The 20228-nt window shown below is 62.6% G+C and carries 20 protein-coding genes; all 20 read left to right on the top strand.

The genetic code is table 11. The features are described 5' to 3' along the window. Positions 1-28: 28 nt before the first annotated feature. Positions 29-2089 (top strand): NADH-quinone oxidoreductase subunit L, encoded by a 2061-nt coding sequence (gene nuoL, locus ACCD03_RS04810; RefSeq protein ID WP_325651641.1) that lies wholly within the window; start codon positions 29-31, stop codon positions 2087-2089. Positions 2090-2101: 12 nt separating this feature from the next. Then, positions 2102-3568: an NADH-quinone oxidoreductase subunit M gene (locus tag ACCD03_RS04805; protein ID WP_024975298.1), complete on the top strand. Its 1467-nt coding sequence runs from the start codon at positions 2102-2104 to the stop codon at positions 3566-3568. Positions 3569-3584: 16 nt separating this feature from the next. Further along, positions 3585-5060: an NADH-quinone oxidoreductase subunit NuoN gene (gene nuoN / locus ACCD03_RS04800; RefSeq protein WP_253537680.1), complete on the top strand. Its 1476-nt coding sequence runs from the start codon at positions 3585-3587 to the stop codon at positions 5058-5060. Between the two features lie 13 nt (positions 5061-5073). Then, the gene (locus ACCD03_RS04795) at positions 5074-5388 is read left to right on the top strand and encodes a DUF2818 family protein (protein ID WP_253537676.1); all 315 of its coding nucleotides are present in this window, start codon (positions 5074-5076) and stop codon (positions 5386-5388) included. Positions 5389-5433: 45 nt separating this feature from the next. Further along, on the top strand, positions 5434-6045 hold the full coding sequence (locus tag ACCD03_RS04790; protein ID WP_325651636.1) for an NUDIX hydrolase: 612 nt from the start codon (positions 5434-5436) through the stop codon (positions 6043-6045). Between the two features lie 137 nt (positions 6046-6182). Continuing rightward, a complete protein-coding gene (locus tag ACCD03_RS04785; RefSeq protein ID WP_325651634.1) occupies positions 6183-6644 on the top strand; it encodes a DUF1178 family protein in 462 nt (153 codons plus the stop codon). Positions 6645-6728: 84 nt separating this feature from the next. Further along, positions 6729-7925 carry an acyl-CoA dehydrogenase family protein gene (locus ACCD03_RS04780; protein WP_413410992.1) on the top strand — a complete coding sequence of 399 codons (1197 nt, stop codon included), beginning with the start codon at positions 6729-6731 and terminating at the stop codon, positions 7923-7925. Positions 7926-7960: 35 nt separating this feature from the next. Next, the gene (locus ACCD03_RS04775) at positions 7961-9091 is read left to right on the top strand and encodes an acyl-CoA dehydrogenase family protein (protein ID WP_413410991.1); all 1131 of its coding nucleotides are present in this window, start codon (positions 7961-7963) and stop codon (positions 9089-9091) included. A 56-nt stretch (positions 9092-9147) separates the two neighbouring features. Further along, complete coding sequence (locus tag ACCD03_RS04770; RefSeq protein WP_024975305.1) at positions 9148-9633, top strand: MaoC family dehydratase; 486 nt, start codon at positions 9148-9150, stop codon at positions 9631-9633. Positions 9634-9670: 37 nt separating this feature from the next. Continuing rightward, a complete protein-coding gene (locus ACCD03_RS04765; protein WP_024975306.1) occupies positions 9671-10150 on the top strand; it encodes a MaoC family dehydratase in 480 nt (159 codons plus the stop codon). A 265-nt stretch (positions 10151-10415) separates the two neighbouring features. Continuing rightward, on the top strand, positions 10416-11678 hold the full coding sequence (gene urtA, locus ACCD03_RS04760) for an urea ABC transporter substrate-binding protein (RefSeq protein WP_024975307.1): 1263 nt from the start codon (positions 10416-10418) through the stop codon (positions 11676-11678). A 106-nt stretch (positions 11679-11784) separates the two neighbouring features. Next, entirely contained in the window at positions 11785-13404 is a 1620-nt protein-coding gene (gene urtB / locus ACCD03_RS04755; RefSeq protein ID WP_045206200.1) for an urea ABC transporter permease subunit UrtB, read from the top strand. A gap of 1 nt (position 13405) precedes the next feature. Then, the gene (gene urtC / locus ACCD03_RS04750) at positions 13406-14575 is read left to right on the top strand and encodes an urea ABC transporter permease subunit UrtC (protein WP_413410990.1); all 1170 of its coding nucleotides are present in this window, start codon (positions 13406-13408) and stop codon (positions 14573-14575) included. Then, positions 14572-15435 carry an urea ABC transporter ATP-binding protein UrtD gene (gene urtD / locus ACCD03_RS04745; RefSeq protein WP_413410989.1) on the top strand — a complete coding sequence of 288 codons (864 nt, stop codon included), beginning with the start codon at positions 14572-14574 and terminating at the stop codon, positions 15433-15435. Before urtC ends, urtD begins: the two co-directional genes overlap by 4 nt. A 1-nt stretch (position 15436) precedes the next feature. Then, positions 15437-16129, top strand: coding sequence for an urea ABC transporter ATP-binding subunit UrtE (gene urtE / locus ACCD03_RS04740; RefSeq protein ID WP_045206203.1), 693 nt, complete (start codon positions 15437-15439; stop codon positions 16127-16129). Positions 16130-16272: 143 nt separating this feature from the next. Beyond that, positions 16273-17160 carry an urease accessory protein UreD gene (locus tag ACCD03_RS04735; RefSeq protein ID WP_325651619.1) on the top strand — a complete coding sequence of 296 codons (888 nt, stop codon included), beginning with the start codon at positions 16273-16275 and terminating at the stop codon, positions 17158-17160. 79 nt (positions 17161-17239) lie between these two features. Beyond that, positions 17240-17542 carry an urease subunit gamma gene (gene ureA / locus ACCD03_RS04730; protein WP_045206205.1) on the top strand — a complete coding sequence of 101 codons (303 nt, stop codon included), beginning with the start codon at positions 17240-17242 and terminating at the stop codon, positions 17540-17542. A gap of 41 nt (positions 17543-17583) precedes the next feature. After that, positions 17584-18201 carry a HupE/UreJ family protein gene (locus ACCD03_RS04725; RefSeq protein ID WP_413410987.1) on the top strand — a complete coding sequence of 206 codons (618 nt, stop codon included), beginning with the start codon at positions 17584-17586 and terminating at the stop codon, positions 18199-18201. 11 nt (positions 18202-18212) lie between these two features. Then, on the top strand, positions 18213-18518 hold the full coding sequence (locus ACCD03_RS04720) for an urease subunit beta (RefSeq protein WP_004630755.1): 306 nt from the start codon (positions 18213-18215) through the stop codon (positions 18516-18518). Between the two features lie 13 nt (positions 18519-18531). Next, positions 18532-20228 (top strand): urease subunit alpha (ureC, locus tag ACCD03_RS04715; protein WP_413410986.1); only part of this gene is annotated, 1697 nt, incomplete at its 3' end.

Raw genomic sequence — 20228 nt, 5'->3', positions numbered from 1 at the left:
CTCCGCATCCACCTATAAGAAGCGTTCCATGGCTACCACGCTCAATCCCAACCTGCTGCTGGCGATTCCGCTCGCGCCGCTGGCCGGCGCGGCGATCGCCGGGCTGTTCGGCACAAAGTTCTTTGGCGAGAAGATCGGCCGCACGGCGTCCCACAGCGTCACCATCCTTGGTGTTGCGATCGCCTTCATTCTGTCGGCGCTGACGCTGTCCGACGTCATCAATGGCGCCGGCTACAACGGCACCGTCTATGAATGGATGACGATTGGCTCGCTGAAGATGGAAGTCGGCTTCCTCATCGATTCGCTCACGGCGATGATGATGTGCGTGGTGACCTTCGTCTCGCTGATGGTGCACATCTACACCATCGGGTACATGGCGGAAGATGACGGCTACAACCGTTTCTTCGCTTATATCTCGCTGTTCACCTTCTCGATGTTGATGCTCGTGATGAGCAACAACTTCCTGCAGCTGTTCTTCGGCTGGGAAGCGGTGGGTCTCGTGTCGTACCTGCTGATCGGCTTCTGGTTCAAGCGTCCGACAGCTATCTACGCCAACATGAAGGCGTTCCTGGTCAACCGCGTGGGTGACTTTGGCTTCGTGCTCGGCATCGGTTTGCTGCTGGCCTACAGCGGCAGCCTGAGCTACGCCGACGTGTTCGCCGCCCGCGACAACCTGGCCACGATTGGCTTCCCCGGCACTGATTGGCACATGCTGACGGTCGCCTGTATCTGCCTGTTCATTGGTGCGATGGGTAAATCGGCGCAGTTCCCGCTGCACGTATGGCTGCCGGACTCGATGGAAGGTCCGACCCCGATTTCTGCGCTGATTCACGCGGCCACCATGGTGACCGCCGGTATCTTCATGGTCGCGCGCATGTCGCCGCTGTTCGAGCTCTCGGACACCGCACTGTCGTTCGTGCTGATCATCGGCGCCATCACTGCACTGTTCATGGGCTTCCTGGGCATCATCCAGACCGACATCAAGCGTGTGGTGGCGTACTCCACGCTGTCTCAGCTGGGCTACATGACCGTCGCGCTGGGCGCATCGGCTTATCAAGTGGCCGTGTTTCACCTGATGACGCACGCGTTTTTCAAGGCGCTGCTGTTCCTCGGCGCGGGCTCCGTCATCATCGGCATGCACCACGATCAGGACATGCGCAACATGGGCGGCCTGCGCAAGTACATGCCGATCACGTGGCTGACGTCGCTGGTGGGGTCGCTGGCGTTGATCGGCACGCCGTTCTTTGCAGGTTTCTATTCGAAGGACTCGATCATCGAAGCGGTGCGTGAATCGCACCTGCCGGGCGCCGGTTTCGCTTACTGGGCGGTGCTGGCCGGCGTGTTCGTGACCGCGTTTTACTCGTTCCGCATGTACTTCTTGGTGTTCCACGGTGAAGAGCGGTTCGGCCAAGCCCACGCTCATCACGACGACCACCATGAAGAGGAAGAGGGCGGCCACGATCACCACCATGGTCTGGCCCCGGGCCAAAAGCCGCACGAGTCGCCGTGGGTGGTAACCGTGCCGCTGGTGTTGCTGGCGATTCCGTCGGTCATCATCGGTGCGATGGCAATCCAGCCGATGCTGTTCGGCGAGTTCTTCAAGCACGGTGTGGTGTTCTCGAAAGTCATCTTCAATGCTGATAACCACGAAGCAATGAAGGTGTTGGCCGAAGACTTCCACGGCTGGGTCGAGATGGCGCTGCACGGCTTCACGTCGGCACCGTTCATCCTCCTGCTGGCGGGCGTCGTGTTGTCGTGGTTCTTCTACCTGAAGCGCCCGGATATTCCGGCAGCGATCGCCAAGCGTTTCTCTGGCGTCTACAAGCTGCTGGACAACAAGTACTACATGGACAAGATCAACGAGATCGTCTTCGCCAACGGTGCGGTCAAGTTTGGCCGTGGCCTGTGGAAGGGCGGCGATCAGGGAGTGATCGACGGTGTTGTCGTCAACGGCAGCGCGCGTCTGGTGGGCTGGTTCGCGACTGTCGTGCGCCTGCTCCAGTCCGGCTTCATCTATGACTATGCGTTCGCGATGATCATCGGCACGGTTGGGCTGCTGACGTATTTCGTGTTCCTGGCAGGCAAATAAGGGATTACAAAAATGGTTCTGTCTTTTGCGATCTGGCTGCCGATCTTCTTCGGCGTGCTGGTGCTGGCCTCGGGCTCAGACCGCAATCCCGGTTATGTCCGCTGGATGTCGCTGATCGGCTCGCTGATCAGCTTCGTGATGACGCTGCCGCTGATTACGCGTTTCGACAAGACGACGGCTGCGATGCAGTTCGTCGAGAAATCGTCGTGGATCGAGCGCTTTCATATCAGCTACTACCTGGGTGTCGACGGCATCTCGATGTGGTTCGTGGTGCTGACTGCATTCATCACCGTCATCGTGGTGATTGCTGCATGGGAAGTGATCACCGAGCGCGTGGCGCAGTACATGGCCGCGTTCCTGATCCTGTCGGGTCTGATGATCGGTGTGTTTGCGTCGCTCGACGGTCTGCTGTTCTACGTGTTCTTCGAAGCCACGCTGATCCCGATGTACATCATCATCGGCGTGTGGGGCGGCCCGAACCGCGTCTATGCGGCATTCAAGTTCTTCCTGTACACGCTGCTGGGCTCGTTGCTGACGCTGGTTGCGCTGCTGTATCTGTACTTCCACAGCGGCACGTTTGAAATTCTGCAGTGGCATCAGGTCAAGCTGTCGATGAACGAGCAGATCCTGATCTTCCTCGCGTTCTTCATGGCCTTTGCCGTGAAGGTGCCGATGTGGCCGGTGCACACCTGGCTGCCAGACGCCCACGTGGAAGCGCCGACCGGCGGTTCCGTGGTCCTGGCTGCCATCATGCTGAAGCTGGGTGCCTACGGTTTCCTGCGGTTCTCGCTGCCGATCGCTCCGGATGCAAGCCATAGCCTGTCGGCGTTCATCATTGCGATCTCGCTGGTCGCCGTGATCTACATCGGCCTGGTGGCGCTGGTGCAGGCCGACATGAAGAAGCTCGTCGCGTATTCGTCGATCGCACACATGGGCTTCGTCACGCTGGGCTTCTTCATCTTCAACGAGATTGGCGTCGAGGGCGGTATCGTCCAGATGATTTCGCACGGCTTTATCTCCGGTGCGATGTTCCTGTGCATTGGTGTGCTGTATGACCGCGTGCACTCGCGCCAGATCGCCGATTACGGCGGTGTGGTGAACACGATGCCGAAGTTCGCGGCGCTGTCGGTGTTCTTTGCGATGGCCAACTGCGGTCTGCCGGCAACCTCGGGTTTCGTCGGCGAGTTCATGGTGATCCTGGGTTCGGTCAAGTTCAATTTCTGGATTGGTTTGCTGGCCGCCACGGCACTGATCTTTGGTGCTGCGTATTCGCTGTGGATGGTCAAGCGCGTGATCTTCGGTGATGTGACCCACAAACACGTGGCCGAGTTGAAGGACCTGAATTGCCGCGAGTTCTTCATGCTGGGCGTGCTGGCAATCGCCACCCTGTACATGGGCCTGTATCCGAAGCCCTTCACCGATGTCATGCATGCGTCCGTGGTCAACCTGCTGACCCACGTGGCTCAGTCGAAGCTGTAAGCAGCGAGAAGAAACTATGCAATCGTCCTCCTCTATTGCGGCTGTTGCCCCAATCGTTTTTCTCGCGCTGGGCATTGGTGCAGTCAACTGGATTGACTTGGCGCGCGGCCAGAAACGAAGCAGCGTGGCGTATCCGGTTTCGTTGGTGATCACGCTGGTGCTGGCCGTGTGGTTCGGGCTGAACGCCGCGAACGGTGAGACGCACTACGTCTTCGGCAACATGGCCGTCATCGACCCGATGGCCAACGTGCTAGCGTCGTTCTGTGCGCTTACGCTGTTTGCCACCCTCGTCTACACGCGCCGCTATCTGGCCGACCGCGACATGTACGCAGGTGAGTTCTACATGTTCGCGCTGTTCACGCTGGGCGGTCAGGTGGTGATGATCACCGGCAACAACTTCCTCGTGCTCTATCTGGGCCTGGAATTGCTGTCGCTGGCGTCGTACACACTGGTGGCGCTGCGCCGCCGTTCGAACGTGTCGTCCGAATCGGCCATGAAGTATTTCATTCTCGGCGCCCTGGCTTCGGGCCTGCTGCTTTACGGGATGTCGATGCTGTACGGCGCGACTGGCTCGCTGGAGCTGGGTAAGGTGTTTGACGCGATCAAGAACGGCGAGATCAACAAGACGATCCTCGTATTCGGCGTGGTGTTCATCGTTGCTGGTCTGGGCTTCAAGCTGGGTGTGGCACCGTTCCACATGTGGGTGCCAGACGTGTACCAAGGCTCGCCGACGGCCGTGACGCTGCTGATTGCCGGCGCACCGAAGGTGGCAGCGTTCGCGATGACGTTTCGCATTCTGGTGGAAGGCCTGCTGCCGCTGGCGTTCGATTGGCAGAACATGCTGATCGTGCTGGCCGTCGTGTCGCTGGCTATCGGGAATATTACGGGCGTTGTTCAGACCAACTTCAAGCGTCTGCTGGGCTATTCCACCGTCTCGCACATGGGCTTTCTGCTGCTGGGCTTGGTGTCGGGCGTCAGCTCCGGCAAGCCGGATTTGACGGCCCAGGCCTACAGCGCGTCGATGTTCTATGCGATCACCTACGTGCTGACCGCATTGGGTGGCTTCGGCATGGTCCTGCTGCTTGCACGCAAGGGCTACGAAGCGGAAGAGCTTGCCGACCTCAAGGGCTTGTCGAAAAAGAGCCCGTGGTTTGCGCTGCTGATGCTGTTCATCATGATGTCGCTGGCGGGCCTGCCGCCGACGGTTGGCTTCTATGCCAAGCTGTCGGTCTTGGGCGCGGTGGTTGATGCAGGTATGCCGTGGTTGGCCGTGGTGGCGGTGCTGTTCTCGCTGGTGGGGGCGTTCTACTACCTGCGTGTCATCAAGGTCATGTATTTCGATGCGCCGGCGGACGAAGGCCCCGTGGAGGCCACCTTCGGCCTGCGTTCACTGCTGTCGGTCAACGGCTTGCTGGTGCTGTTGCTGGGTATCTTCCCGGCCGGCCTGATGGCTGTGTGCTATCAGGCAATCCGCCTGACGTTGGCTTCGTAAAACGCCGAGCGCTATGAATACGTCGACGGGCGGACTGTTTGTCATCGCGTTGGCACTCATCTGTGCCAACCTGCCGTTCGTCAATCAACGCGTGCTGGCGCTGGTGCCGGCACGCTGGCCTCGCAAGCCGTTCTGGCTGCGCGGCACCGAGCTGATTGCCATGTACGTTGTGGTTGGGCTGATCGGCTTTGGTATCGAGTCGAGCCAAGGCAATGCATTTCCGCAAGGCTGGCAGTTTTACGCGATCACCGCTTGCCTGATGCTGGTGTTCGCGTTTCCCGGCTTTACGTGGCAATACCTGGTTCGCCATCCCCGCGATTCCCGTTGATTCCCGCCGGGCAGGTTTCTCGCTGTCTCGGCATGAGAGAGCGCCATGTCCGATCACACCCCGCTGAACGCCACCCCTGATGCGACGCAGGACCCGGATGCCGGTCTGCGCGAGACGCAGGTCGCATCTGCGTTGATGCACCAGGGCAAATTTCTCACGCTCAAGCACGACATTGTTCGCCTGCCGGACGGCCGCAATGCCAGCCGCGAATACCTGATTCACCCCGGCGCGGTGATGATGATTCCGTTGTTCGACGACGGCACCGTGCTGATGGAGCGTCAGTTCCGCTACCCGGTCGGCAAGGTGATGATTGAATTTCCGGCCGGCAAGCTCGATCCGCAGGAAGGCGCGCTCACATGCGGTAAGCGCGAACTGCGTGAGGAAACCGGCTATACGGCTGAGCGCTGGGACTACCTCACGCGCATTCACCCGGTCATTTCGTATTCCACCGAGTTCATCGACATCTATCTCGCGCGCGATCTCAAGCAGGGTGCGGCCATGCTGGATGAAGGCGAATTTCTCGAAACTTTTGTCACGCCGGCCGGCCAACTGATCGATTGGGTGCGCGAAGGTAAGATTTCCGACGTGAAGACCATCATCGGCACGTTCTGGCTTGAGAAGATTCTGTCAGGCGCGTGGACGCCGGGTGCCGTCTGAGGCGCTTATAGCCGTCGCGTGATCACACCGTTTTCCTGTCGTTGCTACCATAGCGAACGGTCGTGCGAAAAAATTAGCACGACCGTTCACAAATTTTCGAATCGGGGATACACTCATCCCCATGCGCTGGACCGATCATGAAAGTGCTGGACCTCCGCTGTGCCAATGACCACCGCTTCGAAGGCTGGTTCGGCTCCGATGCCGACCTGCAATCGCAGCAAGAGCGCGGGCTATTGACGTGCCCAGTTTGCGGTCACAACGAGGTCGAGCGTTTGCCGAGTGCGCCCCGCCTGAATCTATCGTCGTCTCGTGCGGAGACCGCCCAGAAAAGCGGCACCGCCAAGGCAGCTGAAGGCGAGGGCGGCGCGCCCGCAGCCCTGCAACAGCTCTATCTGAAAGCCGTGCGCCATGTCCTTGCTAATACCGAGGACGTCGGCGAGCGGTTTGCAGAAGAGGCGCGCCGTATGCATTACAACGAGGCGCCGGAGCGGGGCATTCGCGGGACGACGTCTCGGGAGGAAGCGCAGGAACTGGCGGAGGAAGGCATCGACGTGATGCCGCTGTTGGTGCCCGACGCGCTCAAGCAGCCCGTGCACTAGCAGCCCCCATTCAGGTCCGCGCCGGTCCGACAGAACGTTCTCCACCGATTTGCCACGGTGGGGAGCCAACCACAGGAGACAGGCATGGATCTGAACTACTCGGCGGCCGATGATGCGTTCCGCCAGGAAGTCCGCGGCTGGCTGGAAGCCAATCTGCCCAAGGACATCCAAGACAAGGTGTTGAACCACCGCCGCCTGAACCGCGACGATTTCGTACGCTGGCACAAGGCGCTCGCGGCCAAGGGCTGGTCGGTACCGCACTGGCCGGTCGAGTGGGGCGGCACCGGCTGGTCTCCCATCCAAAAGCACATCTGGGACGAAGAGTGCGCGCAGGTCGGCGCGCCCGGCGTGCTGCCGTTCGGCGTCAGCATGGTCGCCCCTGTGATCATGAAATACGGCAATGAAGCGCAAAAGCGCTACTTCCTGCCGCGCATCGTTGATTGCACCGATTGGTGGTGCCAGGGCTATTCGGAGCCCGGTTCCGGTTCCGATCTGGCCTCGGTGAAGACCCGCGCCGTACGCGAAGGCGATCACTACATCGTCAACGGTCAGAAGACCTGGACCACGCTTGGCCAACACGCCGACATGATCTTCTGCCTGGTCCGCACGGACCCGGATGCGAAGAAGCAAGAGGGCATCTCGTTCCTGCTGATCGACATGAAGACGCCGGGCATCACCGTGCGCCCCATCATCATGTTGGACGAAGAGCACGAAGTGAACGAGGTGTTCTTCGACAACGTCAAGGTGCCGGTCGAAAACCTGATCGGTGATGAAAACCGCGGTTGGACGTACGCCAAGTATCTGCTCGGCCACGAGCGCACGGGCATCGCGCGTGTGGGCAATTCCAAGCGCGAACTGGCGTTTCTCAAGCGCGTTGCCAAGCAACACCAGAAGAACGGCAAGCCGCTGCTGCAGGACCCGGTATTCGGTGCCAAGGTGGCGTCGCTGGAAATTGAACTGCTGGCGTTGGAGATGACGGTGCTGCGCGTGGTGTCGAGCGAGAACGCCGGCAAAGGCCCCGGCCCCGAGGCGTCTCTGCTCAAGATCAAGGGCACGCAGATCCAACAGATGCTGACCGAGCTGATGGTCGAAGCCGTGGGGCCGTATGCCCAGCCGTTCGACCCGAGCTACCTGGAAGGCGGCACCTCGCAGGCCGTGACGGGCGACAACGATGCCGCGCCGCTTGCGCCGTACTACTTCAACTATCGCAAGACCTCGATCTACGGCGGGTCGAACGAGATCCAGCGCAACATCATCTCGCAGATGATCCTTGGCGTCTGAGCAGAACGGCGACAGAACACATAGCGGAGACAAACATGGATTTCTCGTTCACCGACGAACAGAAGCAATTGGCCGATGCAGTGCGCCGCTTCATCGACAAGGACTACGGCTTTGAGGCGCGCAACAAGGTGGTGTACTCGCCGGAAGGCGTGTCACAGGCCCATTGGGATGCGCTGGCCGAACTGGGCTTGACCGCGTTGCCAGTGCCGGAAGCACAAGGCGGTTTTGACGGCCGCGCAATGGACTTGCTGGTGGTGATGCAGGAACTCGGCCGCGGCCTGGTAGTGGAGCCGTACCAGGCGACCGTGCTGGGCGCGCAGGCGCTCAAGCTCGCGGGCGGGCAGGACGCCTTGCTTGAAGAAGTCGCCGGCGGCGCTGTGAAGCTGGCCATTGCCTTTGGCGAACCCCAATCGCGTTACGAACTCTTCAATGTCACGACGCGTGCTGGGCAGCAGGGCAGTGGCTGGGCGCTCACCGGCGAGAAGGCGGTTGTGGTGCATGGCGCGCAGGCAAACAAGCTGATCGTCTCGGCGCGCACGGGCGGCGAAGCGCGCGATACGTCGGGCCTGTCGCTCTTCGTGGTCGACCGCACTGCCGCCGGCGTCACGGTCAAGGACTACCGCACGATCGACAACCTGCACGCTGCGGATATCCGCTTCGACAACGCACCAGCAACGCTGCTTGGCGCCGCGGGCGAAGCGTGGGAAACGATCGACGCCGTGGCGGATCTTGGTTGCGTGCTGTTGTGCGCTGAAGCGATCGGCCTGATCGACGCGCTGAACGCGGCAACGCTTGAGTACACCAAGACCCGTCAGCAGTTTGGCGTGCCTATCGCGCGCTTCCAGGCATTGCAGCACCGCATGGTCGACATGTTCATCCATGGCGAGCAAGCGCGCTCGATTACCTATCTGGCCGCTGCGCACTTTGAAGATGGCGACGTCGAGGCACGCCGCCGCTACGTGTCGGCTGCCAAGGCGCGCGTCGGCCAGGCTGCGCGTGACGTTGGCCAGGAAGCCGTGCAACTGCACGGCGGCATGGGCGTGACGAACGAACTGCCGGCCGCGCACATGTTCAAGCGGCTGACGATGATCAACACGACGCTGGGCGACGTGGACCATCACCTGGCACGCTTCGCATCGCTGCCTGGCTTCCAGCAAGCGGCGTAACGGCAAACCTGAACGCCCCGCATTCGTGCGGGGCGTTGTCATTTGGAGGAGACGATATGGCGGAGAACGAAAGGGCAGAAGCAACGCGATCGTACGAGTTCTACTTCGATGATTTCGAAGTCGGCCGTACGCTGCAGATGGGTACCTACACCGTCACCGAAGAGGAGATCCTGACCTTCGCGCGGCAGTACGATCCGCAGCCGTTCCACATCGATGCGGAGGCCGCCAAGCACAGCATCTACGGCGGCATCATCTCGAGCGGCTGGATGACCTGCTCGATCATGATGCGGCTGATGGTGACCGGCTTCCTCGGCAAGGCGGCCAGCATGGGTTCGCCCGGCGTGGATGAAATCCGCTGGATGAAGCCGGTGTACCCGGGTGACACGCTGTCAGTGTCGAGCACATGCATGGAAGTCCGTCCGTCGCAGTCGAAGCCAGATCGGGGCGTGGCCGTCAACCGCTGGGAGGCACGCAATCAGCGCGGCGAACTCGTCTGCACGGTAACAGGCATGGGTCTGTTTGGCCGGCGCCCGAAGGCTTGATTCCACGTCACCGCATCACAACAAGGAGACAACCCAGATGCGCATCATCGAATCGCTCGACGAGTTGAAAGGCTTGATCGGCCAGGAAGTTGCCGTGAGCGACTGGACAGAGATCACGCAGCAGCAGGTGAATCTCTTTGCTGAGGCCACGGGCGATCACCAGTGGATTCACGTGGACGTTGAGCGTGCGAAGCGCGAGTCGCCGTTCGGGGCGCCGGTGGCGCACGGCTTCCTGACGCTGTCGCTGCTGCCGATGCTGATGGCGAACGCGATCGAGATGGCCGACGTGAAGATGGGCGTGAATTACGGCCTGAACAAGGTCCGTTTCACCGCGCCTGTGCCGGTGGGCAGCCGTGTGCGCGCCCGCGTGAAGCTGGTGGAAATGGAAGCGCTGCCGCCGCTGCCCAATGCGCCCACGCTGACGGGCGCGCAAATGACCTGGGCTGTGACCATCGAACGCGAAGGGCAGGAGCGCCCGGTTTGCGTGGCCGAATCGATTTCGCGCCGCTATTCCTGAGTCTCGCTTTTCGTACGTTCACAAGGCCGGCGCAATGCCGGCCTTTCTTTTTGCCTTGTCTTTCTCTTGCACTCAGCTTGTTTTGTGCTTGTCTGCGCGCGCCCCAAGCGGGCGCATCCTGCAGAACAAATGCGCGTTCTTGGCGCGGCTTTGGCACTGTTTTGGCGCGGATTTCCCTTCGAATGAGCCAAATGCGATGGCACGGTAGTTGCAATTTTGGGCCCCGGGGAGTCGTTCTCGCCACCAATAAACCCAAGGAGCCGCAATGAAACGTCGTGAGCTGTTGAAGCTGTCTGCCGTCGCCGCCGCAACGCTGTTGTCTGTGTCGAACTTCGCGTTTGCTCAGGCAAAGGACCCAATCAAGGTCGGTATCCTGCATTCGCTGTCGGGCACCATGGCCATCTCCGAAACGTCGCTGAAAGACGTGGCGCTGATGACGATCGACGAGATCAACAAGAGTGGTGGCGTTCTGGGCCGCAAGCTGGAACCGGTGGTGGTGGACCCGGCTTCGAACTGGCCGCTGTTTGCCGAGAAGGCGCGCGGGCTGCTGACGCAGGACAAGGTGGCCGTCACGTTTGGCTGCTGGACGTCGGTGTCGCGCAAGTCGGTGCTGCCGGTCTATGAAGAGCTGAACGGCCTGCTGTTCTACCCGGTGCAGTACGAAGGCGAAGAGATGTCGAAGAACGTCTTTTACACCGGCGCGGCACCTAACCAGCAAGCCATTCCGGCGGTGGAATACCTGATGAGCAAGGAAGGCGGCGGCGCCAAGCGCTTCTTCCTGCTCGGTACCGATTACGTCTACCCGCGCACGACCAACAAGATCCTGCGCGCGTTCCTGCACAGCAAGGGCGTGAAGGACAGCGACATCGAAGAGGTCTACACGCCGTTCGGCCACTCCGACTACCAAACCATCGTCGCCAACATCAAGAAGTTCTCGCAGGGCGGCAAAACCGCCGTCATTTCCACCATCAACGGCGATTCGAACGTGCCGTTCTACAAGGAACTCGGCAACGCTGGCCTGAAGGCCAAGGACGTGCCGGTGGTGGCCTTCTCGGTGGGTGAAGAAGAGCTGCGCGGCATCGACACCAAGCCGCTGGCTGGCCAGTTGGCAGCGTGGAACTACTTCATGTCGGTCAAGAACCCCGTCAATGACGACTTCAAGAAGAAGTGGGCTGCGTGGGTGAAGTCCAACAATCTGCCGGGTGGTGACAAGCGCGTTACCAACGACCCGATGGAAGCCACCTACGTCGGCATCATGATGTGGAAGCAGGCTGTGGAAAAGGCCGGTTCCACCGACGTGGACAAGGTCCGCAAGGCGATGTACGGCCAGCAGTTCAAGGCGCCGTCTGGCTTCACGCTGGTGATGAACAACAACCACCACCTCAGCAAGCCCGTGATGATCGGCGAAGTGCGCGGCGATGGTCAGTTCAACGTCGTGTGGAAGACGCCGACGGTGATCCGAGCGAAGCCGTGGAGCCCGTACATCCCCGGCAACGAGGGCAAGCCTGACATGGTTGCAAGCAAGTGATGTGGTCAGGCGGGCCGGCCATGTGTCTAACGTAGCCGGTCCTTTGAACGACGCTGTACGACGTGGCGGACCGGTTTCGACATCGACCGCCACGTACCGGATTGCCATGATGCGCCTGTCCCGATTCTTTGCCGCGCTGCTGTGCGCGGTCTGTCTGGCTGCGATGCCCGCGGTATCTGCGTGGGCTGCCGGACAACCTTTGACCCAGGCGGATCTCAAGCCGCTGGCCGAAGACGATTTCGACGCCAAGGTAAAGACGCTCAACGCGCTGACCGCTGCGCCTGCCGAACAGGCCGGCCCGATTCTGCAAGCGTTGCAGAACGACGCGCTGTTCTTTGCGCCTGCCGCCGGCATGGTGCGCCAGGACGGCGAGCGCTACCTCGATGCGATTTCGGGCCAGCCCGTGACCGTCAAGGCCGACGATCTGCAGTCCCTGACTTTGAATAACGCCCTGCGTGCCCAGGTGGACAGCGCGGCGAGCGGCTTTGTGCTGCAATCGCCCGATCGCGCCGTGCGCGCGCAGGCCGTCGATACGCTGCTCGCGCATCCCGAAACGGCATCACGCCCCATTGTCGACGCCGCACGCAAGCATGAGACCGATCCGGAGTTGCGCAGCAAGCTGCATCTGCTGTGGGCCAATCTCGCACTCGACGACGGCACACATGCCGAGAAGCTCGAAGCGCTGAAGTTGCTCGCGGGCGACACCAACCCGCAGACCCGGCAGCGCATTGCACCGCTGCTCGCGAAAGACAGTGGGGCGGATGGCGAGCTGCGTGCTGCCGCACAGCAAGCGCTCGATAGTCTGGCTGCACAGGAACGCAAATCTGAACTGATCGGCAACCTGTTCGCCGGCCTGAGCCTGGGCTCCGTGCTTTTGCTGGCGGCGCTCGGGCTGGCCATCACCTATGGCCTGATCGGCGTCATCAACATGGCGCATGGCGAGTTCCTGATGATCGGTGCGTATGCCACGTATGTGGTGCAAACGATCTTTCGCAACTACTTTCCGAATGCCTTCGACTGGTATCTCCCGGCAGCGCTGCCTGCCGCGTTCCTGGCCGCCGCCATCGTCGGCTTTGCGCTGGAGCGCTTGGTGCTGCGCCATCTGTATGGCCGCCCGCTCGAAACGCTGCTCGCCACGTTCGGGATCAGCCTGCTGCTGATGCAGGCGGTGCGCTCCATCTTCGGTGCGCAGAACGTGGAGGTGGCCAACCCGAGCTGGATGAGCGGCGGCGTTGCCCTGACGCAGGGCCTTGTGCTGCCGTACAACCGGCTTGTCATTCTGTTGTTTGCGCTGGCCGTGGTGGCGATTGCGTGGGCGGTGCTCAACCGCACGCGCCTGGGCCTGTTCGTACGTGCCACCACGCAGAACCGCACGATGGCCGCCTGCGTTGGCGTGCGCACCTGGAAGGTCGACAGCTACGCGTTCGCGTTTGGCGCGGGCATTGCGGGGCTGGGCGGCTGCGCGCTCTCGCAGATCGGCAACGTCGGGCCGGACCTCGGCCAGAGCTACATCATCGATTCGTTCATGGCCGTGGTGCTGGGCGGGGTGGGGCAGTTGGCCGGCACGATCATCGGGGCGTTCGGGCTGGGGCTCATCAACAAGTTCATCGAGCCGTTCTATGGCGCGGTGCTGGCGAAGATCATCGTGCTGGTGCTGATCGTGCTGTTCATCCAGAAGCGTCCGCAGGGGCTGTTCGCCCTCAAGGGCCGCAGCGCCGAGGCCTGATATGACGACGACCAAGTTCTCTCTCGATATTCCGGCGCGCATGCCGCTGCTGTCGCGGCGCGGGTGGTCTGCGCTGATGTTGGTGTCGCTCATCGTGTGCATTGGTGCACCGGTGTGTGCGCTGCTGGTGCCCGAGGGCAGCCCGCTGCATCTGTCGGCGTATGCGCTCACGTTGGTCGGCAAGATCATGTGCTACGCCCTTGCGGCGCTGGCACTCGACCTGGTGTGGGGCTATTGCGGCATCCTCAGCCTCGGCCACGGCGTGTTTTTCGCGCTGGGGGGCTATGCGATGGGTATGTACCTGATGCGCTCCATCGGCCGCGAAGGTGTGTACAAGAGCGATCTGCCGGACTTCATGGTCTTTCTCGACTGGAAAGAGCTGCCCTGGTTCTGGCACGGCACCGAGCACTTTGCCTGGGCCGCGCTGCTGGTGATTCTGGTGCCCGGCGTGCTCGCGTGGCTGTTCGGCTTCTTCGCGTTCCGCTCACGCGTCAAGGGCGTGTACCTGTCGATCATCACGCAGGCGATGACGTATGCGGCCATGCTGCTGTTCTTCCGTAACGAAACGGGCTTCGGTGGCAACAACGGCTTTACGGATTTCAAGCGCATTCTCGGCTTCCCGATCTCTGCGTTGCCAACCCGCACCGTGCTGTTTGTCGCCACGTTCGTTGCGCTGGTGCTGGCGTTCATTGCGTGCCGCGCCATCGTCACGTCCAAGTTCGGCCGCGTGGTCACGGCCATTCGCGATGCCGAAGCACGCGTGATGTTCTCCGGCTACAACCCGCTCGGCTACAAGCTGTTCGTGTGGACGTTCTCGGCCGTGCTGTGCGGCATCGCGGGCGCGCTCTACGTGCCGCAGGTCGGCATCATCAACCCGGGCGAGATGTCGCCGGGCAATTCGATCGAGATGGCGGTGTGGGTGGCCGTGGGCGGGCGCGGTACGTTGATCGGCCCGATCATCGGTGCGTTCCTCGTCAACGGTGCCAAGACGTTGCTCACCGCATGGGTGCCGGAATACTGGCTGTTCGTGCTCGGCGCGATCTTCGTGCTGGTGACGCTGTATCTGCCGAACGGTGTGCTGGGCCTGATGGGCAAGCTGCGCATGAAGAAACGGGTGCCCACGCAAGCCAAGGCACCCGAAGCCGCGACCGTCACCGGAGACCACGCATGAGCACCTTCACCGAACTCCCCGACCGCGCGCAGATCGGAAACTTCAGCGGCACCGCCACCGGCATGGGCCACCTGGTCGAGCCGGACACGATCGATGTCTCGCACGGCGCCATCCTGTATCTCGAAGACGTGACCGTGCGCTTCGGCGGCTTTCGTGCGCTGAACGCGCTCACACTGTCGATCGACCACGGCGAGCTGCGCTGCATCATCGGCCCCAACGGCGCAGGCAAGACCACGATGATGGACGTGATTACCGGCAAGACGGGGCCACGCAATGCTGATGTCACCGGCCGTGTGTTTCTCGGCCAGACCATCGACCTGCTGCGCCTGACCGAACCGCGCATCGCGCAGATCGGCATCGGCCGCAAGTTTCAGAAGCCGACCGTGTTCGAGCAGCACACCGTGTGGGAAAACCTGGAACTGGCGATGAAGGCTGACAAGCGCTGGTGGGTGTCGCTGCGCGCGCGTCTGCTGAACGACGGCCGCCAGCGCATCGAAGAAACGCTCGGCCGCATCCACCTGGAAGCGGAGGCCTATCGGCCCGCCGGGCTGCTCTCGCACGGCCAGAAGCAGCGGCTTGAGATCGGCATGCTGCTGATGCAGCAGCCGCAACTGCTGCTGCTCGACGAACCGGTCGCCGGCATGACGGATGAAGAAACGATGCAGCTCGCTGCGTTGCTCAACGGCCTGCGCGGCACGTGCTCGATCATGGTCGTGGAACACGACATGGAGTTTGTCGCCGCGCTGGCGGGGGCAGAAGGGCGCGTGACCGTGCTGGCTGAAGGCAGTGTCCTCGCCGAAGGCACACTCGATGCCGTCAAGCGCGATGAGCGCGTGATCGAATCGTACTTGGGGCGTTGATATGTTGCAGGTCCAACAACTGAACCAGTTCTACGGCGGCAGCCACATCCTGCGCAATGTCAGCTTCGACGTGCCGTCGGCCAAGCTGACCACGCTGCTTGGCCGCAACGGCGTCGGCAAGACAACCTTGCTCAAGTGCCTGATGGGCGTGGTGCCCACCGCCAGCGGTGTGATCGATTGGGAGGGCCGCACCATCCAGAAGCTGCCCGCGTACGAGCGTGTCTCGCAGGGGCTTGCCTATGTGCCGCAGGGGCGCGAAATCTTCCCGCGCCTGACGGTGGAAGAGAACCTGCTGATTGGTGCAGCCGCCAAGCGTGCGCCTTCCAAGGTGCCCGATTCCATCTACGAGCTGTTTCCGGTGCTCAAGGAGATGAAGGGCCGGCGCGGTGGCGACCTCTCGGGCGGCCAGCAGCAACAACTGGCCATCGGCCGCGCGCTGATGAGCGAGCCGCGCTTGCTGATCCTGGACGAGCCGACCGAAGGCATCCAGCCGTCGATCATCCAGGAGATCGGCCGCACGCTGCGGCGCCTCGTGGACGAGTTCGGTATGTCGGTGCTGCTGGTCGAGCAGTACTACGACTTTGCCCGCAGCATTGCCGACCGCTACGTTGTCATGAGCCGGGGCGAGGTGATTGCCAGCGGCGACGGCGCCAACATGGAGGCCGATGGCGTGCGCGATCTGGTGGCGGTTTGACGCACAGGTGTCGTGTGAAAAAGTCGGGTGCCAAATGTGCGGCATCTGGCTATGATGGAAAACCTTTCCGTTTGCTTAGGGCGGGGTCCAATCTGAAGCGCACAGCCGCGTTTCATGAGGGATGCCTCCCGATTGCATGACCGATGCGCCATCCCGATTTTCCTGTTCCGCCGCAGGCCTCCGCATTTGCATCCTGGGAAGCCTCATTGCGCCTGGCATTTGCGCGGCGCGGCGAGCGCACCGTGCTGGCCACCTGCCGGCATCAGGGGCCCCTGCGGGTGCAGAAGGCGCTGTATCCGGAAGGCGAGGCCGTCTGCCATGCCGTCATGCTGCATCCGCCCGCAGGCATTGCCGGCGGCGACGTGCTCGATATCGACATCGAACTCGGTGCCGATGCGCATGCGGTACTGACCACGCCCGGCGCCACCAAGTGGTACAAGTCGCTCGGCCGCACGGCCACGCAGCGTGTTGCCATCCGCATGGATGCCGGCGCGCGGCTCGACTGGCTGCCGCAAGAGAACATCGTCTTCAACCAGGCCTGCCCGATCATCGACCTGACGCTGGACCTGGCACCGGACGCGACGGCCATCGGCTGGGACACCACCATGCTCGGCCGCCACGCCGCCGGTGAATCGTGGGCCGAAGGCCGCATCGTCATGCGCACCGCCTTGCGTTGCAACGGTCAGCCGCTGTGGATTGAATCGGCGGCGTTCGATGCGCAATCGCCTGTGCTGAATGCGACGACGGGCATGGCCGGCTTCCACGTTGTCGGCACGCTGTGGGCCGTGGGCGAAGGCGCGACCGATGCCCTGGCCGAATCGATGGCCGAGCACCTGCCGTACAACGATGACCTGCGCGCAGGCGTCACGTGCCTCACGCAAGATGCGCCCGGCCTGCCAAACGTTTTGCTGCTGCGCGTGCTCGCACGCCGGCCCGAAGATGCACGCGCCCTGTTGTCGCAGACATGGCTGGCGCTGCGCGAACCGATGCATGGCGTAGCGGGCCGTCCGCTGCGCCTCTGGTCTACATGACGGCCACATGTTGGCGACCTGACCTCGCATCGCCCGATCTGCACTGAACTGAATTGACCCTCACCGAAGAGAGCCCCTCGTGGAACTGACCCCGCGCGAAAAAGACAAGCTGCTGATCTTCACCGCCGCCTTGCTGGCCGAGCGCCGCAAGGGCCGCGGCCTCAAGCTCAACTACCCGGAAGCCGTCGCCTTCATCAGCGCCGCCATCATGGAAGGCGCACGCGACGGCAAGACCGTGGCCGAGCTGATGCACTACGGCACCACGCTCCTCACGCGCAATGACGTGATGGACGGCGTGGCCGAGATGATTCCCGACATCCAGGTCGAAGCCACGTTTCCGGACGGTACGAAGCTCGTCACCGTCCATCACCCGATTGTTTGAAGTTTGAAGTCCGCACGCCACTCACCACTACGAGTCCTGCCATGACGCCTACCCTGTCTCGCTTCGTCCGGCCCGCTGCGGCCATTGCGCTCACGTTTGGCGCCTCCGTTGCCTTCGCTCACCCGGGGCATCCGGGCCATACCGCCGAGGGCAGCCTGCTCGCGGGGTTCCTGCATCCGCTCACCGGCGCAGATCACCTCCTGGCGATGGTGGCCGTGGGTGTGTGGAGCGCACTGGCCTCGCGTTCGGTGCGCGACGCGTTGTGGGCACCGGTTGCTTTTGTTGCATTGATGATCCTGGGCGCGCTGCTCGGCGCTGGCGGCGTGGCGCTGCCGATGGCCGAGCCGATGATCGCCGCATCGCTGCTGGTGTTCGGCTTGCTGATTGCCGCACGCGCCCAGCTGCCGACCTGGGGCGGTGCACTGCTGTGCGGCGCGTTCGCGCTGTTCCACGGCTATGCGCACGGCACGGAATTCCCCGCAGGCGCGCAAGCCATGTTCCCGACTTTCGTTGGCGGCTTTGCCGTGGCGACGGCGCTACTGCATACCGCTGGTATCGGCGCGGGCTTTGCGCTGAAGCCGCGTCTGGCATGGCTGGCGCGTCTGTCGGGTGTGGGCGTGGCGCTGTACGGTGCCGGCCTGCTGGTGGCGGCTGTCTGAAGAGGCGCGACATGATCCCCGGTGAACTCCTGCCGCAAGACGGCGATCTGGAACTCAACGCAGGCCGCCCCACGGTGACGGTCACGGTGGCCAACACGGGCGACCGCCCGGTGCAGATCGGCTCTCACTACCACTTCTATGAAGTGAACGACGCGCTGCGCTTTGACCGCGAAGCCGCGCGCGGCTTTCGGCTGAACATCGCCGCCGGCACCGCCGTGCGCTTCGAGCCGGGGCAAGAGCGCACGGTCGAGCTCGTGGCGCTGGCCGGTGACCGCGTGGTCTACGGCTTCGCCGGCCGTGTGATGGGCAAGCTTTGAACGAGGCACGGACATGACATTGAAGATTGATCGCCGCGCCTATGCGGAAATGTTTGGCCCCACAACCGGCGACCGCCTTCGCCTGGCCGACACCGACCTCATCGTCGAAGTCGAACGCGACTTCACCATCTACGGCGAGGAAGTGAAATTCGGCGGCGGCAAGGTCATCCGCGACGGCATGGGCCAGAGCCAGCGCGAATCGAAAGACTGCGCCGACACCGTCATCACCAACGCGCTGATCATCGACCACTGGGGCATCGTCAAGGCTGACATTGGCCTGAAGCACGGTCGCATCTCGGCGATTGGCAAGGCGGGCAATCCGGACATCCAGCCCGGCGTGACGATCGTCATCGGCCCCGGCACCGAGATCATCGCGGGCGAGGGCATGATCGTCACCGCCGGCGGCGTCGACACGCACATCCACTTCATCTGCCCGCAGCAGATCGACGAAGCGCTCAACAGCGGCGTGACGACGATGATCGGCGGCGGCACCGGCCCGGCCACCGGCACCTACGCCACCACCTGCACGCCGGGCCCGTGGTACATGCAGCGCATGCTGCAGGCCGCTGATGCGTATCCGATGAACATTGGCTTTCTTGGCAAGGGCAACGGCAGCCTGCCAGGCGCGCTGCGCGAGCAGATCGACGCGGGCGCCATCGGCCTGAAGCTGCACGAGGACTGGGGCTCCACGCCGGCCGCCATCGATTGCTGTCTGGGCGTGGCCGACGATACCGACACGCAGGTCGCCATCCACACCGATACGTTGAACGAATCGGGCTTTGTCGAGGCGACCGTCGCCGCGTTCAAAGGCCGCACGATCCACACGTACCACACCGAAGGCGCGGGCGGCGGGCACGCGCCCGACATCATCCGCGTGTGTGGCGAATCAAACGTGCTGCCATCGTCCACCAACCCGACGCGGCCGTTCACCGTCAACACGCTGGACGAGCATCTGGACATGCTGATGGTGTGTCATCACCTCGATGCGTCCATCGCCGAAGACATCGCCTTTGCCGAGAGCCGCATCCGCCGCGAGACGATTGCCGCCGAAGACATCCTGCACGACCTGGGCGCGTTCTCGATGATCTCCAGCGACTCGCAGGCTATGGGCCGCGTGGGCGAAGTCGTGTTGCGCACTTGGCAGACCGCGCACAAGATGAAGGTGCAGCGCGGCAAGCTGGCCGGAGACCCGAACGACGCGCGCGGCGGACACGACAACTTCCGCGTGAAGCGCTACGTGGCCAAGTACACGATCAACCCCGCGCTTACGCACGGCATTGCGCACGAAGTGGGCTCGGTTGAGGTTGGCAAGTGGGCCGACCTCGTGTTGTGGAGGCCGGCGTTTTTTGGCGTGAAGCCGAGCCTGATCCTGAAGGGCGGGATGATTGCCTCCGCGGCGATGGGCGATGCGAATGCGTCGATCCCGACACCGCAGCCGGTGCACTATCGGCCGATGTTTGGGTCGGCGGGTGGGGCGCTGGGGCGGACGTCGTTGAGCTTTTTGTCGCAGTCAGCGGCCGCTGCTGGGGTGGCGGAACAGTATGGGCTGGCTAAGACCACGGCGGTGGTCAAGGGCACGCGTACTGTGACCAAGGCTCACATGATCCATAACGACTGGCAGCCTGACATTACTGTTGATCCGGAGACGTATCAGGTGGTGGCGGATGGGACGGTGCTGACTTGTGAGCCGGCGGAGGTGTTGCCTATGGC

Origin of the sequence: Ralstonia sp. Ralssp135 (genome assembly GCF_047304345.1) — a bacterium.
In the GTDB taxonomy this organism is placed as follows: Bacteria; Pseudomonadota; Gammaproteobacteria; order Burkholderiales; family Burkholderiaceae; genus Ralstonia; species Ralstonia chuxiongensis.
This window is presented reverse-complemented; position numbering and strand designations above follow the sequence as displayed.

Excerpts from the sequence above, each read along its gene's own strand:
- nuoL (WP_325651641.1), top strand. The coding sequence starts at position 29 with ATGGCTACCACGCTCAATCCCAACCTGCTGCTGGCGATTCCGCTCGCG.
- ACCD03_RS04805 (WP_024975298.1), top strand. The coding sequence starts at position 2,102 with ATGGTTCTGTCTTTTGCGATCTGGCTGCCGATCTTCTTCGGCGTGCTG.
- nuoN (WP_253537680.1), top strand. The coding sequence starts at position 3,585 with ATGCAATCGTCCTCCTCTATTGCGGCTGTTGCCCCAATCGTTTTTCTC.
- ACCD03_RS04795 (WP_253537676.1), top strand. The coding sequence starts at position 5,074 with ATGAATACGTCGACGGGCGGACTGTTTGTCATCGCGTTGGCACTCATC.
- ACCD03_RS04790 (WP_325651636.1), top strand. The coding sequence starts at position 5,434 with ATGTCCGATCACACCCCGCTGAACGCCACCCCTGATGCGACGCAGGAC.
- ACCD03_RS04785 (WP_325651634.1), top strand. The coding sequence starts at position 6,183 with ATGAAAGTGCTGGACCTCCGCTGTGCCAATGACCACCGCTTCGAAGGC.
- ACCD03_RS04780 (WP_413410992.1), top strand. The coding sequence starts at position 6,729 with ATGGATCTGAACTACTCGGCGGCCGATGATGCGTTCCGCCAGGAAGTC.
- ACCD03_RS04775 (WP_413410991.1), top strand. The coding sequence starts at position 7,961 with ATGGATTTCTCGTTCACCGACGAACAGAAGCAATTGGCCGATGCAGTG.
- ACCD03_RS04770 (WP_024975305.1), top strand. The coding sequence starts at position 9,148 with ATGGCGGAGAACGAAAGGGCAGAAGCAACGCGATCGTACGAGTTCTAC.
- ACCD03_RS04765 (WP_024975306.1), top strand. The coding sequence starts at position 9,671 with ATGCGCATCATCGAATCGCTCGACGAGTTGAAAGGCTTGATCGGCCAG.
- urtA (WP_024975307.1), top strand. The coding sequence starts at position 10,416 with ATGAAACGTCGTGAGCTGTTGAAGCTGTCTGCCGTCGCCGCCGCAACG.
- urtB (WP_045206200.1), top strand. The coding sequence starts at position 11,785 with ATGATGCGCCTGTCCCGATTCTTTGCCGCGCTGCTGTGCGCGGTCTGT.
- urtC (WP_413410990.1), top strand. The coding sequence starts at position 13,406 with ATGACGACGACCAAGTTCTCTCTCGATATTCCGGCGCGCATGCCGCTG.
- urtD (WP_413410989.1), top strand. The coding sequence starts at position 14,572 with ATGAGCACCTTCACCGAACTCCCCGACCGCGCGCAGATCGGAAACTTC.
- urtE (WP_045206203.1), top strand. The coding sequence starts at position 15,437 with ATGTTGCAGGTCCAACAACTGAACCAGTTCTACGGCGGCAGCCACATC.
- ACCD03_RS04735 (WP_325651619.1), top strand. The coding sequence starts at position 16,273 with ATGCGCCATCCCGATTTTCCTGTTCCGCCGCAGGCCTCCGCATTTGCA.
- ACCD03_RS04725 (WP_413410987.1), top strand. The coding sequence starts at position 17,584 with ATGACGCCTACCCTGTCTCGCTTCGTCCGGCCCGCTGCGGCCATTGCG.
- ACCD03_RS04720 (WP_004630755.1), top strand. The coding sequence starts at position 18,213 with ATGATCCCCGGTGAACTCCTGCCGCAAGACGGCGATCTGGAACTCAAC.